Genomic DNA, 15,624 nt, shown 5'->3' with positions numbered 1-15,624 from the left:
CTATTCCTATTTCTTTCAGGTTGCGCGATGGCTTCGTGCCGCATACTCTGGTGGAAACAGGAGGATGCGTTGAAGAACGGATTACCAGCGAACCATGGATTATCGGCGGCGTATCTGGCAAGTAATTTGACATACCGCAATACAAGCGGCGAGATAGAACTGACAGACATTCAATACGAAGCACTCCTGGCGGGCGTCACAAATGGAACTAGCGTACTAGCTGTTGCACCCACGTCTAGCGGCAAGACAGATGTTGGTTTATATGCAGCAGCGTCATGGCTGGAGAAGGGCATTGCAGATGGCGCGAGAGTCGTTTTCCTTACATCGCATCGAGCGCTCGCACGCCGAAAATTCAAAGAGATCCGCGGGTATTTTGCAAGCTTATTAATGCTGGCGCCGGATGAGGTAGTACTGGCTACTGGGGATGATGTCGTAGACGGCAACGGAGATCCTGCAAGTGATGCTCTATCAGCGCCTGTGATAGTTGCCACCTATGAGAAATATCTCAATATAGTTTCCGGTAGCGGTCTAGAGACCGGCCGTAGAAAAATTTGCTTTGTCTGCGACGAAATTCAGCTGATCGGTGACTCGAACCGCGGTCAAACGGTTGAAATACTTCTGACATTACTCCGCAATAGGGTCGGACAGATTGTTGCCTTGTCAGCGGTGCTTGATCTAAAATACGCCGAACTTCTATCGTCTTGGCTTGGTACGTTACTTATTCGAACAACACGAAGAGAGGTGCCTCTCATATACGAACTTCGAACACTTCGGGGCACGTTTACAACCAGTACTGACGCGGAATCACCAGCCCAAAATGGACCTATTAAAACTGCTGGAACAATAGAAACTCTCAAGGAGTTGCTGAAAAATCCTTTAGACCATGAGCCCATTGCTGTATTTTGCATGTCTAAAAAACAAGTATTCGAGCTTGCCGAAACTTGGGCTGCTGAAGCTGCACGAATGGTCGCGAAGGTCGATGACGACTTACCACTTTTCCGTGAACCGACATCGTCTGCTGAAGAACTTGGGAAGTATCTGCCTCATCGATTTGCGTATCATACCGCAGATTTGAATGAAGATGAACGGATAGCAGTTGAAACAAAGTTGGACGATAGCAACTTAAGAGTCGTTTTTGCAACTACAACCCTAGCATCGGGACTCAATTACTCATTTAAAACTGTAATAATACACAAATGGAGGCGCTGGGATACCACCGACCGAGTTTGGATTCCAATCCCGCAAGGTGAATTCCACAACATGGCAGGCAGAGCTGGTCGTCTTTCAATGGTTGATAAGCCAGGCCGTATTATATATTTCGCTGAAGATGCTCAGGAAATGCGGGCGGCAACACGTTACCTTGAGTGGTGGAGACTTGAGACACCGCCTCCTCGTATTACAGTTACAGCTTTCCCGCAACTTTCTCTCCAACTTCTTGCTTCAGGCGTCGCAAACTCTGATTTGTCGTTATTTGATTTTCTTCAGAGTACTTTCAGCGCAGATCGCGAGCTCGAAATTAACGCACGTCAGCCAGAGCTTTGGAAAGCCGGAATCGATAGCGCATTAAAGAATCTCAAGGCGTGGAGGTTTGTTTCGTGAAGCTTACCGTAACACAAGGTGGCCGAGCCGTCGCGCGATCAGGCCTGCTACCTATCAGCGCCGACGAACTCATAGGCTACGTTTCTAGAAATTCAGGGGCTCTCGTAGCGCTTTTGCATCAATGTGCTCAATCTGATGCAGATTGTGATGATTTCGCTTTTACAATGGTTCATGCGGCCTACAGTTCCTCTGAGTATGCCGGCAAAGATTTAGGGGCAAAGCGTTTTCTTCCTTATCAACTTTTGACTCCACCGCTAACCGGCCCGCAATCTCGTACAAAAACTTATATGTTTTTGCCGCTTCAAACGACTCAATTAATGCTGCGGTTCTTGCAACGCGTTGGATGTCAGGCGAAAATATTCGAGTAATTGAGGGCGCTTTAAATGTTAGAAGCGGCACTCTTCTATCAATGTTCTCGGAGGCCGCAAATATTTTGAGAGGCCTTGCAGATATTTTATTTTCTATTACCGCGCCGCAAGATACTGAGTTTCTTCCTACTAGTTTCGATCCAGCTTCCAAGGCGAACATCATAGCTTTGATCGGCAGCATTCGTCGCATTGCGGCTCGACTCGACGTGGGTCTCCCAGATGATATTGTCTGGATGTCAACTTTGGAAGACGGCTCCCAGCCGGTGCTGGCACGAACGCAAATGATGAGTCTTCGCAGTAGTGGATTCGGTGCCCCAGATGCAATTTTGGATACTGGTCGGTTTCCATCTTTAATGGCTACGTTGGGCCCGCCATCCATGCAAACAACTCGGCTTGCTCAAAAACTCCAGGCTGCAGTTAGGGACTGGAGAGTTGAAGAACGCACGCGCTTAGTCGAGTCGCAGATCAAAAGGTTGCCTGCCGAATGCAAATCCATCGTGCAGAAATACTATCGATCAAGAGAAAAGGAATTTGAATCATCTTTAGAAGAAGTCTCTGCATGCCTAAATATAGCAATTTCTCATAAGGATGATGGTGCCGCACAATCTTTCCCGGATTTCATCATAGAATCCTTGCCAGGAAACACAGTATCGATTGAATGTAAATCGAAAGTAGTAGGTGATTCCGTCACTTTTAATGACGCGACCGATATTTTGCGTAAGGCCTCTGTTAATGGATTTCACCAATCGTTCAAGGTGACGGTCTGCCAGCCCTATATTAGTCCTGACGTTATCCGAAATATTACAAATTGCCCCGATTTGTGTGTAGTTAACGCCGAGGATCTCGCAGAGGCCTTCGTCAGAATCAAGATTGGTAAGCTTACCGTCAGTGAGTTTTCGGATTGGCTCCAGCGTCCGGGGCAGGCTTTGCGTGATACTATCCCGTCACGAACCACGAATAATGCATTGCAGAGCGGGTCTGCTTAAAACGCATCATCCCAAAAACAGATAGGTGAACGGTTTAATGGCACTATAGGTCGCTAGCGGACAATCATATGCTCGACGCCACAAAGCTCCTCGCCAACGCCCTCGGCGAGCACCTCGCCCTGGTCTATCGGCGCACCTTCGGCAGCCGGGAGCCGGGCTATGTCGAGGTGATCGAGGAATCGGCGCGGCTGACGATCGAGCGGATCGTGCAGAGCGATGCGCTCTATCACGACGCCTACCACACCACCCTGGTGACGCTGGTCGCCCAGGACATCCTGCGCGGGCGCTTCGTGGCGCAGGGGGTGTCGCCGCGCGACTGGCTGCACGCGATCCTGGCCGCGCTCTACCACGACATCGGCTACGTCCGCGGCGTCTGCGCCGGCGACACGCGCACCCGGTTCGTGATCGACCGCGACGGCACCACCGTCGGGCTGCCGCGCGGGGCGTCCGATGCCGGGCTCACGGCGCACCACGTCGAGCGCTCGAAGATCGCGGTGTGGGAGCGCTTTTCCGACCACGAGTTCGTCGACGCCGGCCGTGTGGCCCGCGCCATCGAGCTGACGCGCTTCCCCGTGCCCGACGACGGCGACCACGCCGAGACCGCGACGGAGGCCGGGCTGATGCGCGCGGCCGACCTCATCGGCCAGCTCGGCGATCCGCTCTACCCGCGCAAGCTCAACGCGCTGTTCCACGAGCTGAAGGAGGCGGGCCTGTGCGAGCCGCTCGGCTACGTCGACCCGGCGGATCTGGCCGAGCGCTACCCGAGCTTCTTCTGGGGCAAGGTCGAGCCGGTGATCGGCGACGCGATCCGCGCCCTCGACCTCACCGTGGAAGGCCGGCGCTGGGTCGCCAACCTCTACGCCCACGTCTTCGCGATCGAGCACGACCGCCGGCGGATGGGGCCGCATCCCGGCTCGGGCGAGCCGGCCCCGTCTCCGCCCCCTTCCGCGACCCCTTGACCGAACCTTAACCGATCTGGTGTGTTCTCGTTATGTTCTCAAACGAGTCGCACCCCATGCCCGTCGCCTCCGCTCCCGCCCGCCGGGCCGACCTGCCGCCCGCCAGCTGCCCGGTCGAGGACATCGCCCGCGCCTACCTCCTCACCAGCGCGGGCGACGCCTACCTCGCCCTGCGCTGCGTCATCGCCGACGCGCTCTCCGACCTGCTCGAAGCCGACCGCCGGGCGCGCGAGCGCAGCCGGCTGATCTCGCGGGGCTTCGTGCGTGAGCGGGACGGCTGAGACGAGCATTCGTCCCATCCATCTCCCTCATCCTGAGGTGCCCGCGTCAGCGGGCCTCGAAGGAGCCCTCCAGAACCCGCGGCGAAGGCTGGAGGGCTCCTTCGAGGCCTCCGCTTCGCTGCGGCGCCTCAGGATGAGGGGGATGGATGGGGGAGGGCGTCCTTCGTCGGGCCGCCCGGCAAAGGCTCAGTCGAACAGGCTCGACACGCTGGCCTCGGTCGCAGTCCGGCCGATGGCTTCGCCGAGCAGCGGGGCGATCGTCGCGACGCGGATGTTGCGGGCGAGCTTGACGGCCTGCGTCGGCTGGATCGAGTCGGTGATCACCAGCTCCTTCATCCGGGAGGCGGCGATGCGCGAGACCGCGCCGCCCGAGAGCACCCCGTGGGTGATGTAGGCCGAGACCTCCTTGGCGCCGGCGTTGAGCAGGGCTTCGGCCGCGTTGACGAGGGTGCCGCCGGAATCGACGATGTCGTCGACGAGGATGCAGGAGCGGCCCTCGACGTCGCCGATGATGTTCATCACCTCGGACTCGCCGGCGCGCTCGCGGCGCTTGTCGACGATGGCCAGCGACGCGTCGATGCGCTTGGCGACCGCGCGGGCGCGGACCACGCCGCCGACGTCGGGCGAGACCACCATGCGGTCGGTGCTCGTCAGCCGCTCCTTGATGTCGCGCACCATCACCGGGGCGGCGAACAGGTTGTCGGTCGGGATGTCGAAGAAGCCCTGGATCTGGCCGGCATGGAGGTCGAGCGTCAGCACCCGGTCGGCGCCGGCCTCGGTGATCAGGTTGCAGACGAGCTTGGCCGAGATCGGGGTGCGGCCGGAGGTGCGCCGGTCCTGCCGGGCGTAGCCGAAATACGGGATCACCGCCGTGATGCGCCGCGCCGAGGACCGACGCGCGGCGTCGATCATGATCAGCAGCTCCATCAGGTGGTCGTTGGCCGGGTAGGAGGTCGACTGGACGATGAACACGTCCTCGCCGCGCACGTTCTCCTGGATCTCAACGAAGATCTCCATGTCGGCGAAGCGCCGGACCATGCACTTGGCGAGCGGCAGTTCCAGGTATCCGGCGATCGCCTCCGCCAAGGGCCGGCTCGCATTGCCGGCGATGATCTTGATCGAAGACTTCATGCCTGCGGGCTCAACATTTGGGGTCTCGGGCCGAGACACGTCCTGAAGACCTGGAACGACCGGCCGATCGACAGGCCCGTCGGCATCCGCGTCGATCGGGCTCTTATCAGCGCGGTCGAACCGTCACAATGGCCGGCGCCGCGCCGGCCCGCGCTCTGCACAGCCGGCGCCCTACGGCTCCAGCAGGCGGTGGAGGTGGACGACGAAGTACCGGGTCTGTGCGCTGTCGACGGTGGCCTGGGCCTTGGCGCGCCACGCCGCCTTGGCCGAGGCGTAGTCGGGAAAGATGCCGACGATGTCGAGGCCGGCGAGGTCCTTGAACCGGATGCCCTCGATGTCCTCGAGCTCGCCGCCGAAGACGAGGTGGAGCAGCTGGTCGCTGGCGATCGTCGTGGTCACGGGTCTCTCCTGGTCGCGGCACGCACGCCCTCAGGCAGGACGCGTGCCGCAGGGCGCGGCATCGCCGGGCGCGTCGCAAACCCCATCGCCGCCGTCAAGCCCGCCCGGCGCGGACCCGCCAAGCGCAGACCTGCCGGGCCGACGCCATCAGTGCCGGGAGGCCTCGCGCTCGGCCCGCGCGATCTCGCGGCCGATCTGGAACAGCAGCCGGTCGGTCATGCCGCGCAGGGCCTCGGACCCGCTCTCGGCGACCGCGGCGTGCAGCGCGATGCAGAGGTCGGCGGCGCGCAGCAGCGGCGCCTCCTGCTCCGGATCCGGAGCGGCCACCACGTAGCCGGCCTCGGCCTTCCGCCCTTCGGTGATGTCGATTAGGATGCCGGTGCTGCGCACGGGCCGGCCATGCGGATCGTGGAAGACCCGCCCGCGGCTCAGGACCCAGCGCGGCTGCCCGGAGAGCATCCCGGCGCGGTACTCCGCCAGCACGAGGCCGCCGACGCGCATCGCGCGCTGCACCTCGGTCGTCATCCACGGCAGGTCGTCGGGGTGGAAGCCGGCGACCGCCTCGTCGAACTCGAGTTCGCGCCCGGCCAAAGCGGCGTCGCCCGCCAGGAGCTCGGCGGCCCCCCGGTCGTAGCGCACGCGACGCGTGACCGGGTTCCAGTCCCAGGTGCCGACGACGCCCGACGCCTGGAGGGCGGCATGCAGCTCTTCCGCCGCATGTCCTCTCTCGTCGATGCCGTCGAATTCCATCGGCCTGCCAAAGGTGTCATGAGGATCGGAAACGTCGAGCAACAAATCACATACGGTTTCGACTTCGTCGATACAACCACACGTTAAGAGTCTGGGCGGTCGGGTCCGCCTCCGTCCGTGATAGGAACCGCCCCCCCGGCAGCCCGCGGACAAGGCATGTCACAGCACGACGACCTCGCTTGGACGGCGGAAGCGGCCTGCCGCGACGCATGGCCCGCGACCCGTCAAGATCACCTCGACGGATGGCTGCTGCGCGCCTCGGGCGGGCCGACCCGGCGGACGAACTCGCTCAATCCCACCCGCGGGCCGCGCGGGCCCGCCGCCACGGCGATCGCGGCCTGCGAGCGCGAATACGCGGCGCTCGGCCAGCCGGCGATCGTGCGGGTGGTCAGCCTCGCGCCGGAGCTCGACCAACCGCTCGCGGACCGGGGCTACGGCGCGGAAGGCCATGCGCTCACCCTGTTCGCCGCCCTCGACGGGGTGCCGGCCGGGCTCGATCCGGGCGTGCGGCTGGTGCCGGTGCCCGACGCCGGCTGGCTCGCGCTCCGCGCCCGGCTTGCCGGCGCGGGCGCGGAGGCCGCCGCGATCTACGCCGCGATGACCGGCCGCATCCGCGGCCCCCGCGCCTTCGCCGCCCTGGAGCGGGCGGGCGAGACCGCCTCGATGGGCTACGCGGTGATCTGCGGATCGCTCGCGGTGATCGAGTCCGTCGCGACGCCGGAGCGGCTGCGCGGGCAGGGCCACGCCCGCCGCACCGTCGGCGCCCTGATGCGCTGGGCCCGCGCCAACGGCGCGACCGGCGCCTGCCTCCAGGTGGTGGCCGAGAACGAAGCCGCCCGCGCGCTCTACGACGGTCTCGGATTTCGCACCGAGCTGCTGCGCTACCACTACCGCCGGCCGGGCTGAGCCCGCGCGATCGCCGGGTCTTTTGTCGTCGGGATCTACGCCTCGAACAGCGAGCCCTGCGCGGCGGTCGGTGCGGGTGCGGCCGGCGCGGCCTTGGCCCGGCGCGGGGCGCGCTTCCGCGCCGGCGGGGCGCCCTCCGGCGCGGGTGCGGCCGCTTCCCCCTCGGTCCTGGCCGCCACGAGCCCGTCGGCGAACTGCAGCGTCACGGGCGTGCCCGCCGGCAATCCGAGGCCGGAGCGCAGCGCCGCGCCCGCGCCGTCGCGGACCAGCACGTAGCCGCGGGCGAGCACGGCGCGGTAGCCGAGGCTGCCGAGGAGGCCGCCGGCCCGTTCGAGTCGGGCGCTGCGGCGCTCGATCAGCCCGGCCCCGGCCTGCACCATCCGCGCGTGCGACGCGGCCAGCCGCTCGCGCGACCGGGCGGTCTCGGTCTCGGCCCGGCGCAGCGTCGTCGTCCGCGCGACAACCAGCCGGTGGCTCAGCGCGGCGAGCGCGTCGCCCTTGCGGGTCGCGTGGTTGGCGAGCGCCTGGCGCGGCCGATGGTCGATCGCCGCGAGCCGCGCCCGCGCCCGGGCCAGAACCAGTTCCGGCGGATGCCGCACGAGCCGGTCGAGCAGGCGCGAGAACCGCTCGCGGAAGGCGCGGGCGTTGCCCGCGAGCGCCGGCGCGAGCCGGGCCTCGGCGAGGTCGAGCCGCTGGCGCTTGGCCGCCAGGAACGCGTCGGCACCGGGCATCGCCCGCAGCGCCGAGCGGAAATCCGCGCCGAGTCGGTCGAGCTTGCGCTCCACCGCGCCGCGGCGGCGGCGGGTCAGGTCGTCGAGGGTGACCAGCAGATCGCCCCGCACCGGCACCGCCATCTCGGCGGCGCCGGTCGGCGTCGGCGCGCGCCGGTCGGAGACGAAGTCGATCAGCGTGGTGTCGGTCTCGTGCCCGACTGCCGAGATCAGCGGGATCCGGCCCTCGAAGGCGGCGCGCACCACCGCCTCCTCGTTGAACGCCCACAGGTCCTCGATCGAGCCGCCGCCGCGGGCGACGATCAGCACGTCCGGCCGCGGGATCGCGCCGCCGGCCGGCAGCGCGTTGAAGCCGCGGATGGCGGCGGCGATCTCGTCGGCCGCGCCGTCGCCCTGCACGCGCACCGGCCAGACCAGCACGGGGCGCGGGAACCGGTCTTCCAGCCGGTGCAGGATGTCGCGGATCACCGCGCCGGTCGGCGAGGTCACCACGCCGACGACCTGCGGCAGGAACGGGATCGCCCGCTTGTGCTCGGCCGCGAACAGACCCTCGGCCGCCAGCGCGCGCTTGCGCTCCTCCAGCAGCGCCATCCAGGCGCCGATGCCGGCCGGCTCGAGGCTCTCGATGACGATCTGGTACGAGGACTTGCCGGGAAACGTCGTGATCTTGCCGGTGGCGACGACCTCGAGCCCCTCCTGCGGCTTCTGCCGCAGGCGATTGAAGGTGCCCTTCCACACCACCGCGTCGATGCGGGCGTTGCCGTCCTTGAGCGAGAAGTAGGCGTGCCCCGAGCCGTGCTGCCCGCGGAAGCCCGAGATCTCGCCGCGCAGCCGCACGTGCCCGAACGCGTCCTCCAGGGTACGCTTGAGCGCCGAGGCGAGGTCGCCCACCGACCATTCCGGCTGGTTGGCGACCAGCACGGCCGCGGGCGGGACGTCCGCGGCCGGCGGCGACCTGCGGGGGGCGGGGGGCGGGACGAGGGCCATGGCGAGAGTGCTATGCGGACGCGGCGCCGAGGTCAAAGGCCGCCGCGCGACGGTGGATCCGGTGCACGACGCCCGCCTTCGTGCGAAACGGCCCTTTCCCCGCTCCCGGATTTCGGGAACATCCTGATCGCATGAACATCCTTCTCATCGGCAACGGCGGCCGCGAGCACGCCCTCGCCTATGCCCTCGCGAAAAGCCCGCTCTGCACCCGGCTGCTCACGGCGCCGGGCAATCCCGGCACCGCGCAGCACGGCGAGAACCGGCCGGAGCTGAACGTCGCCGACCATGGCGCGGTCCGCAGCTTCTGCGAGGCCGAGCGCATCGGCCTCGTCGTGATCGGGCCCGAGGCGCCGCTGGTCGCCGGCCTCGTGGACGACCTGACGCGGGCCGGCATCCGCGCCTTCGGCCCGACGAAGGCCGCCGCGCAGCTCGAAGGCTCGAAGGGCTTCACCAAGGAGCTGTGCACCGAGCGCGGCATCCCGACGGCGGGCTACGGCCGCTTCGCCGCGCTCGATCCCGCCCTCGCGCACGTGCGCGCCGCGGGCGCCCCGATCGTGGTGAAGGCCGACGGGCTCGCCGCCGGCAAGGGCGTCACCGTCGCCGAGACGGTGGAGCAGGCCGAGGGCGCGCTGCGGGCGCTGTTCGCGGAGGCGGGCGCGGAAGTCGTGATCGAGGAATGCCTGTTCGGCGAAGAGGCGAGCTTCTTCGCCCTGTGCGACGGCACGCGGGCGATTCCGATGGGCACGGCGCAGGACCACAAGCGGGTCTTCGACGGCGACCGCGGTCCCAACACCGGCGGCATGGGCGCCTATTCGCCGGCGGGCATCGTCACGCCGGCGATCGAGCGGACCGTGATGGAGACGATCATCCAGCCGACGCTCGACGGCATGCGCGCGCGCGGCACGCCGTTCACCGGCATCCTCTATGCCGGCCTGATGCTGACCGCGGACGGCCCCAAGCTCATCGAGTACAACACCCGCTTCGGCGACCCGGAGGCGCAGGTGCTGATGCCGCGGCTCGCCTCCGACCTGGTGCCGGCGCTGCTCTCGGCCTGCGACGGCGACCTCACCGGCGTCTGCCTGGAATTCGACGCCTCGCGCGCGGCGCTGACCGTGGTGATGGCGGCGGCCGGCTATCCCGGCACGGTGGTGCGCGGCTCGACGATCCGCGGCATCGCCGATGCCGAGCGCGACGGCGCCCTGGTTTTCCAGGCCGGGACCCGGGCCGAGGGCGAGGCCATCCTCGCCGACGGCGGCCGGGTGCTGGCGGTCACCGCGCTCGGCGACAGCGTGCTGGAGGCGCAGGCCCGCGCCTACGCGGCGGTCGCCCGGATCGACTGGCCGGAAGGGTTCTGCCGCCGCGACATCGGCCGGCGCGCCGTCGCCCGCGAGGTCGCCGGCCACGGCATCTGACCGTTTGCGACCGGGCGAGGCGGGTGTGTCCCGCGTCGCCAGATCGCAAACTAACGGCCGAGGGCGTAGAGGGCGATCGCGGCGGCGTTCGAGACGTTGAGGCTGCGGATCTCGCCGGTGAACGGGATCTTGGCGAGCACGTCGCAGCAGGCGCGGGTGCGCTCGCGCAGCCCCTTGCCCTCGGCGCCGAGCACGATCACCGCCGGCCGCGTCGGGGTCAGCGTGTCGAGGCCGGTCTCGGCGTCGGAATCGAGGCCGATGCGGGTGAAGCCCTGCGCGCCGAGGGCGATCAGGGCCTCGGCGAGGTTGCGCACCACCAGGAACGGCACGTGCTCCAGGCCGCCGGAGGCGGATTTCGCCAGCACGCCGGTGGCGCCCGGCGCATGGCGCGCGGTCGTGACGATGCCTGTGACGCCGAAGGCCGCGGCGGTACGCACGATCGCCCCGACATTGTGCGGATCGGTGATCTGGTCGAGCGCCAGCAGCAGCGCGTCGGCCGGCAGCGCGTCGAGGCCGGGCGAGGCGAGGGGTTCCGCCTCGAGGTAGAGGCCCTGGTGCACCGCATCCGCCCCGAGCAGCCGGTTGATGTCGGACGGCCGCACCAGCTCGGGCTCGATCCGCAGGGTGCCCAGCTCCTCCACGAGGCGCGCGGCGCCGTTCTCGGTGGCGAGCAGCCGGTGCAGGATCCGCTCGGCATTGCCCATCGCCTGCACCACCGGGTGGAACCCGTAGATCACCGCGGCGCCCTCGTGCGCCGGCTGCGGCCCGGCCGGCCGCGGCCGCTGACCGTAGGCGGGCTTGCCGAAGCCGGGTTTTCCGAAAGCGGGTCTTCCGAAGCCGGGCTTGCCGTAACCCGGCTTGCCGTGGCTCGGCTTGCCGTGGCTCGGCTTGCCGAAGCCGGGCTTCCCATACCCTGGCTTGCCATGATCGGCCTTGCCGAAGCCGGGCTTTCGCACCTCGGACCCGGTCGGCCGCCCGCCGTCGCCGCCGTCATCGCTCTCGCTCGCCATCCGCCCAACCATTCCAGACCCGTGCTGCGCGCGACCGCGCAGGAAGACAGCGCCCCGCCAAGGCGCGCGAAGCGGCAGCGTTAGCACGGGCGGGACGAAGTTGCCGCACCCGCCCGGCGCCGCCATCCCGCCCCATCCGCGACAAACCGGCCCGCGCCCGCCGCCGCCGCACAAGCCGCGATCCGCCCGTTGCCCTCCGCCCGTGGCCCGACTATAGAAACCTCGGCCCAGCGCCAGCGCCCTTCGTCTATCGGTTAGGACGTCAGCCTTTCACGCTGAAGAGGCGGGTTCGACTCCCGCAGGGCGCGCCATTTCCGTACAGAACTGCGAACACCGGGTGCGATGTGAGCATCGCCGCCCGCGATGACGGCTTCGCGGTGCGCCTCGTCCCCATCGATCCAGATGACATCGCCTTCGACGCGATCGACGATCGCCTGAAGCCAGGCCTTGCGGAACGGGATCTCACCGGGCGTCACGGCCTCGCGCATCGGCGCCCGGTGTTTGGTCCCGGCATTTGGCCGAGCGGATCTGACGTGAAGCGGTCGTTCTCGGCGGACCACCCTTGCAGATGGCCTCATGGAAGCGCGACCGCTCGAGCTGATCGCCGCCGACCACCGGCCGTCGGCCGATCCCGCAGCGCTGCCGTCGAGAACCTGGCCCATGGGGTGCCCATCCACGCGGACGTGAGGATGACGCCGTCAAAATCTCGGATCCAACACGCGACGATACTTGATGGCGAGCCGTGCCCCAGCCTTCTTCGGCAACCGGCTAAGTGTTGGAACCGCCCGTTGCGACGACATCCGCCCGCGGGATGCGGTCTGCCGATCCTCGCGACAGGCGCCGGCCCAACCGGATCATCGGACGCTCGATGCGCGTGTAGACCGCCCAGGAGACGCCCAGCGTCGACAGCGTGCAGATCGCCATCGTCAGCGCGTCCGGCATCGATCCCGTCAATGGCATCAAGCGATAGATGGCGACGTTCACGCTCCCGTGAAGGAGATACATCGCGTAGCTGATCAGCCCGATCCGGGCGAGCAGCATCGAACGCGGGCGACGCGCCCGAACGGCGATCCAGAACGTGGCCACCGCGAGCGCGTAGGCGCTCATGACGGGGATGCGTCCGTCGATGACGAACAGGTCGGCGCGCGCGAGGGAGTAGTCGGCCACCAGCAGGACGGCGCCCCCCTGCGCGAGGACGAGGAGGAGTACGGCCCCCATCGCCCCCCCGGCGCCGCTCGACCATGCCGAGGCGCAGCAGAAGCCCGACGAACAGCCAGGCGAGGTGAAGCCCGAGATACTGCACGGGCAGGTTCGCCAGCCCGTGGATGCGCAGCGTCACGGGCAGCACGGTGGCGGCGATCAGCCCGAGCGCCACGGCGAGAAGCACGCCGACCCGCCGCAACGCCCCCGCCGAGAAGAGCAGCGCGACGAGGAGGTAGAAGACGAGCTCGACGAACAGCGTCCAGTAGATCGGCGACAGCCAGGGCTGCCCGAGGATCGTCGGCGCCATGGTCATGTTGGCGAGGACGGTCGCCGTCGCCGGCGGCTCGCCGGAAACCCACGCCGTCGCCGTGAGGACGGCCAGCGCGAACCAGAGAGCCGGATAGAGCCGGAACAGCCGCGAGATGGCGAAGTGCGCCAGCGGGCGCTCGCCGCGGATGCTGAACGGCACGACGAAGCCGCTGATCAGGAAGAAGATCGCGACGCCGTAGCGGCCGAGGCTGACGCTCTGCGACAGCGCCGTGCCCACCGCGCGCATCGGCCCGGCTCCCGGGGCGGTCTGCCGCAGCAGGTCGCCAAGGTGCTCGACCATGACGCAGAGCGCGGCGACGGCGCGGAGCCCGTCGATGTTGGCGAAGCGCTCCTGCGGCACGGGCCGAGCGCAGGTGCTCCCCGGACGGGTCATCGGACCAGCCCGAGGGCGCGGAGCGTGGCCGCGTCGAAGCCCGGGCCGGCTTCGTTCTCGGCCAGGGCGAAGCCCCCGGGGCCCACGTAGGACCAGCAGGCCCAGGCGAAGCCGTGCCGCTCGGCGCAGGTGCGCATGTCGTGCAGCCAGCGCGCGCGGGCGGCCGCCCCGTCCCGGGTCCGCCCGTAGGGCGTGAGGCTGACGCCGAACTCCCCGAGCAGCACCGCGTGCACGGGCAGCCCGCGCGCCGCGCGCCAGGCCGTCACGCGCGCGAAGGTCGTCTCCAGCGCGGCCGCATCGAATCCGGAACGGGCGTAGTCCGCCAGGTTGTGCGGCGCCGCCCGCGCCTGCTCCCGTCCGGTCTCGTCGAGCGCGAGGCCGGCGATCCGGGCCTCGGTCGCCCGCAGCATGGCCTCGGGCGCGGCCGGCGCCGGGTAGGGCACCGCGTCGAGGACGTAGGCCGGGTTGCCGCGCAGGCCCTGATGCGTGAACTGCCAGGGCTCGTAATCATGGAAGGTGTAGAGCAGCGCGCCGTCGCCGTCGAAGGGGCGCGGATCGATCGCCTCCAGGGCGGTCGCGGCGTTCATCGAGCCGCCCCCGAGCACCAGCGGCAACCGCGCCGCGCCGGCGCGGGCCGCGCGGTAGGCGGCTTCCAGCATCGGCTGCCACGCCGCGGGCGAGACCTCCGGCTCGTTCAGGAGCTCGAGAGCCAGTCGCGGCGGCCCCGGGGCCCGCGCAGCCGCGAGGGAACCGAGACGCGCGGACAAGCGGGTCAGGAGTGCCAGCAGGCCTTGAACGGCGGCGTGTCGACGCCGCCGGTGAGCGCGTCCGGGCGATAGGCCGGGTGCATCCGGCTCGGATGCAGATCGACGACGACGCCCAGATCCGCGTCGAGCAGCGCACCGACGATGCCGAGGAGATGGTCGTCCAGTCTGTCGCGTTGCGCGCCCGTGAGGGCCAGGAACGGGCCGATATCGACGACGAGACGCACGAAGTCGAAGCCCGCCTGCCGGATCGCCCCCATCTGCTCCGCGCCGAACCGAAAGCGCGGCTCCGCGAAGGGCGGCTCGGCGTACGATCCGCTCGCTCCGACCTCCGCCCAGCCGAGCGCGTGCGAGACGCCGATGCCGCGGCGGAAGACGGGGATGGCGCGGGCCGAAGGTCTGCGACAGGGACGCGACCTGCCGGCGCAGGGCGGCATCCTCCCCGAGCAGCCCGGTCAGGGCCGACGACTGAACCGCGCCGGCCTGCGAGCCCGACTTGTCGAGCGCGCGAGAGACCGCACGGTAGCGCGCCTCCGCTTCGGCCAGGCGTGCGTGCGCGTCCGTCACCTTGACGCTCATGCGGTCCATCGCCTGGGTGCTGGTGAGCTCGCCGCCGGCGACCTGCAGCAACCCGTGCGCGCTGCGGAAGGCTTCCACCTTCCGGTCGGCCTCCTCGACCTTGGCCTTCAGCAGGCCGAGGCGATCGGAGAGGCTCTCCGCCGCCAGCCCGACCCGTTCCGCGTCGCCCCGCGCGATCTCGTCCCGGAACGCCTCCGCGATCGCGTCCGCGAGCTTGGCCGAGAGATCCGCCGTGCTCGCCCAGACCGAAACGGTCACCACGTAGGACCGCTCCTGGCGGACGACCTTGATCCGCTCGCCGAGCGCGGCGGCGACGGACCGGTCGGACGGGCCGGAGCCGGCCTCCGGATCGAGGCCGAGCATCGCGCCGACGTCGATCAGCGCGGGCTTTCTGTTGAACTCGGGGGCGTTCGCGAGGGCGAGCCTGTCCGCGACGCGACGCAGGACGTTGCTCGACGTCACGACCCGCATCTTGCTCTCGACGTCGAGGATCTGCGCGTCGCTCTGCAGGTTCTGCGCGTAGAGATCGTTGGTGACGACCCGAAGGTTCGACGGTGCCACGACCAGGTCCGTCGTCGCGGTGAAGCGCGGGGTGACCGAGCGGGTGAACAGGTAGCCCGCGAGGCCTCCGAGCAGCGTCGCGACGAGAAGCCAGGCCCAGCGGCGCAGCAGCCATCCGCTCACCTCGGCCAGATCCGGCGCACGGGGCGTGCGCGCGGGGCGAGCCGCCCGCGGGGGGACGTCGCGCGCCGGCGCGGGCGTCGCGTCGCCGATCCAAAGCTGGGCGCTCTCGGTCACCCTGTACATCTCTCTCGGCCCTGGCAGCGTGTGCGTCGATCTTAAGCGTTTGGCTGGT

At 67.9% G+C, this 15,624-nt stretch carries 14 protein-coding genes and 1 tRNA gene; 8 read left to right on the top strand and 7 right to left on the bottom strand.

Features of this window, described 5'->3' with window-relative positions; translation table 11 throughout:
* Positions 1 to 69 precede the first annotated feature (69 nt).
* The 5 genes from MKK55_RS23810 to MKK55_RS23790 all read left to right on the top strand — a co-directional run bounded on the left by MKK55_RS23810 (position 70) and on the right by MKK55_RS23790 (position 4,193).
* On the top strand, positions 70 to 1,599 hold the full coding sequence (locus MKK55_RS23810) for a DEAD/DEAH box helicase (protein ID WP_243937950.1): 1,530 nt from the start codon (positions 70 to 72) through the stop codon (positions 1,597 to 1,599).
* A complete protein-coding gene (locus MKK55_RS23805) occupies positions 1,596 to 1,967 on the top strand; it encodes a hypothetical protein (RefSeq protein ID WP_243937948.1) in 372 nt (123 codons plus the stop codon). Before MKK55_RS23810 ends, MKK55_RS23805 begins: the two co-directional genes overlap by 4 nt.
* Positions 1,943 to 2,953: a hypothetical protein gene (locus MKK55_RS23800; RefSeq protein WP_243937946.1), complete on the top strand. Its 1,011-nt coding sequence runs from the start codon at positions 1,943 to 1,945 to the stop codon at positions 2,951 to 2,953. Before MKK55_RS23805 ends, MKK55_RS23800 begins: the two co-directional genes overlap by 25 nt.
* 68 nt (positions 2,954 to 3,021) lie before the next feature.
* Positions 3,022 to 3,912: a metal-dependent phosphohydrolase gene (locus tag MKK55_RS23795; protein ID WP_243937944.1), complete on the top strand. Its 891-nt coding sequence runs from the start codon at positions 3,022 to 3,024 to the stop codon at positions 3,910 to 3,912.
* A 56-nt stretch (positions 3,913 to 3,968) separates the two neighbouring features.
* Entirely contained in the window at positions 3,969 to 4,193 is a 225-nt protein-coding gene (locus MKK55_RS23790; RefSeq protein WP_243937943.1) for a hypothetical protein, read from the top strand.
* A 186-nt stretch (positions 4,194 to 4,379) separates the two neighbouring features.
* Here MKK55_RS23790 and MKK55_RS23785 read toward each other — a convergent pair whose 3' ends face one another.
* The 3 genes from MKK55_RS23785 to MKK55_RS23775 form a co-directional block, all read right to left on the bottom strand.
* A complete protein-coding gene (locus tag MKK55_RS23785; RefSeq protein WP_147728058.1) occupies positions 4,380 to 5,324 on the bottom strand; it encodes a ribose-phosphate pyrophosphokinase in 945 nt (314 codons plus the stop codon).
* Between the two features lie 171 nt (positions 5,325 to 5,495).
* Positions 5,496 to 5,723, bottom strand: a complete 228-nt coding sequence (locus tag MKK55_RS23780) for a DUF4170 domain-containing protein (RefSeq protein ID WP_147728057.1) — start codon at positions 5,721 to 5,723, stop codon at positions 5,496 to 5,498.
* Positions 5,724 to 5,870: 147 nt separating this feature from the next.
* Positions 5,871 to 6,473, bottom strand: coding sequence for a PAS domain-containing protein (locus MKK55_RS23775; RefSeq protein ID WP_243937942.1), 603 nt, complete (start codon positions 6,471 to 6,473; stop codon positions 5,871 to 5,873).
* Positions 6,474 to 6,629: 156 nt separating this feature from the next.
* On the opposite strand from MKK55_RS23775, the gene MKK55_RS23770 reads away from it, so the two are divergent.
* Positions 6,630 to 7,379: a GNAT family N-acetyltransferase gene (locus tag MKK55_RS23770; protein ID WP_243937941.1), complete on the top strand. Its 750-nt coding sequence runs from the start codon at positions 6,630 to 6,632 to the stop codon at positions 7,377 to 7,379.
* Between the two features lie 35 nt (positions 7,380 to 7,414).
* Here MKK55_RS23770 and xseA read toward each other — a convergent pair whose 3' ends face one another.
* Positions 7,415 to 9,097, bottom strand: coding sequence for an exodeoxyribonuclease VII large subunit (gene xseA, locus MKK55_RS23765; RefSeq protein ID WP_243937940.1), 1,683 nt, complete (start codon positions 9,095 to 9,097; stop codon positions 7,415 to 7,417).
* 131 nt (positions 9,098 to 9,228) lie between these two features.
* Here xseA and purD point away from each other — a divergent pair, with 131 nt between their 5' ends.
* Positions 9,229 to 10,509 carry a phosphoribosylamine--glycine ligase gene (gene purD / locus MKK55_RS23760; protein WP_147841946.1) on the top strand — a complete coding sequence of 427 codons (1,281 nt, stop codon included), beginning with the start codon at positions 9,229 to 9,231 and terminating at the stop codon, positions 10,507 to 10,509.
* 50 nt (positions 10,510 to 10,559) lie between these two features.
* On the opposite strand, the gene rlmB is transcribed toward purD, so the two are convergent.
* Positions 10,560 to 11,519, bottom strand: coding sequence for a 23S rRNA (guanosine(2251)-2'-O)-methyltransferase RlmB (rlmB, locus tag MKK55_RS23755; RefSeq protein ID WP_243937939.1), 960 nt, complete (start codon positions 11,517 to 11,519; stop codon positions 10,560 to 10,562).
* Between the two features lie 236 nt (positions 11,520 to 11,755).
* Here rlmB and MKK55_RS23750 point away from each other — a divergent pair.
* Positions 11,756 to 11,830 (top strand) — tRNA-Glu (locus MKK55_RS23750).
* A 263-nt stretch (positions 11,831 to 12,093) separates the two neighbouring features.
* Here MKK55_RS23750 and MKK55_RS23745 read toward each other — a convergent pair.
* Positions 12,094 to 13,392, bottom strand: a complete 1,299-nt coding sequence (locus MKK55_RS23745) for an acyltransferase family protein (RefSeq protein ID WP_243937937.1) — start codon at positions 13,390 to 13,392, stop codon at positions 12,094 to 12,096.
* A gap of 29 nt (positions 13,393 to 13,421) precedes the next feature.
* Entirely contained in the window at positions 13,422 to 15,575 is a 2,154-nt protein-coding gene (locus MKK55_RS23740; RefSeq protein ID WP_243937936.1) for a cellulase family glycosylhydrolase, read from the bottom strand.
* Between the last annotated feature and the right edge of the window lie 49 nt (positions 15,576 to 15,624).

Source organism: Methylobacterium sp. J-059 (assembly GCF_022829485.1).
Taxonomy (GTDB): Bacteria; Pseudomonadota; Alphaproteobacteria; order Rhizobiales; family Beijerinckiaceae; genus Methylobacterium.
Note: the sequence above shows the minus strand (reverse complement) of the source record. Positions and strands in the feature narration are given on the sequence as shown.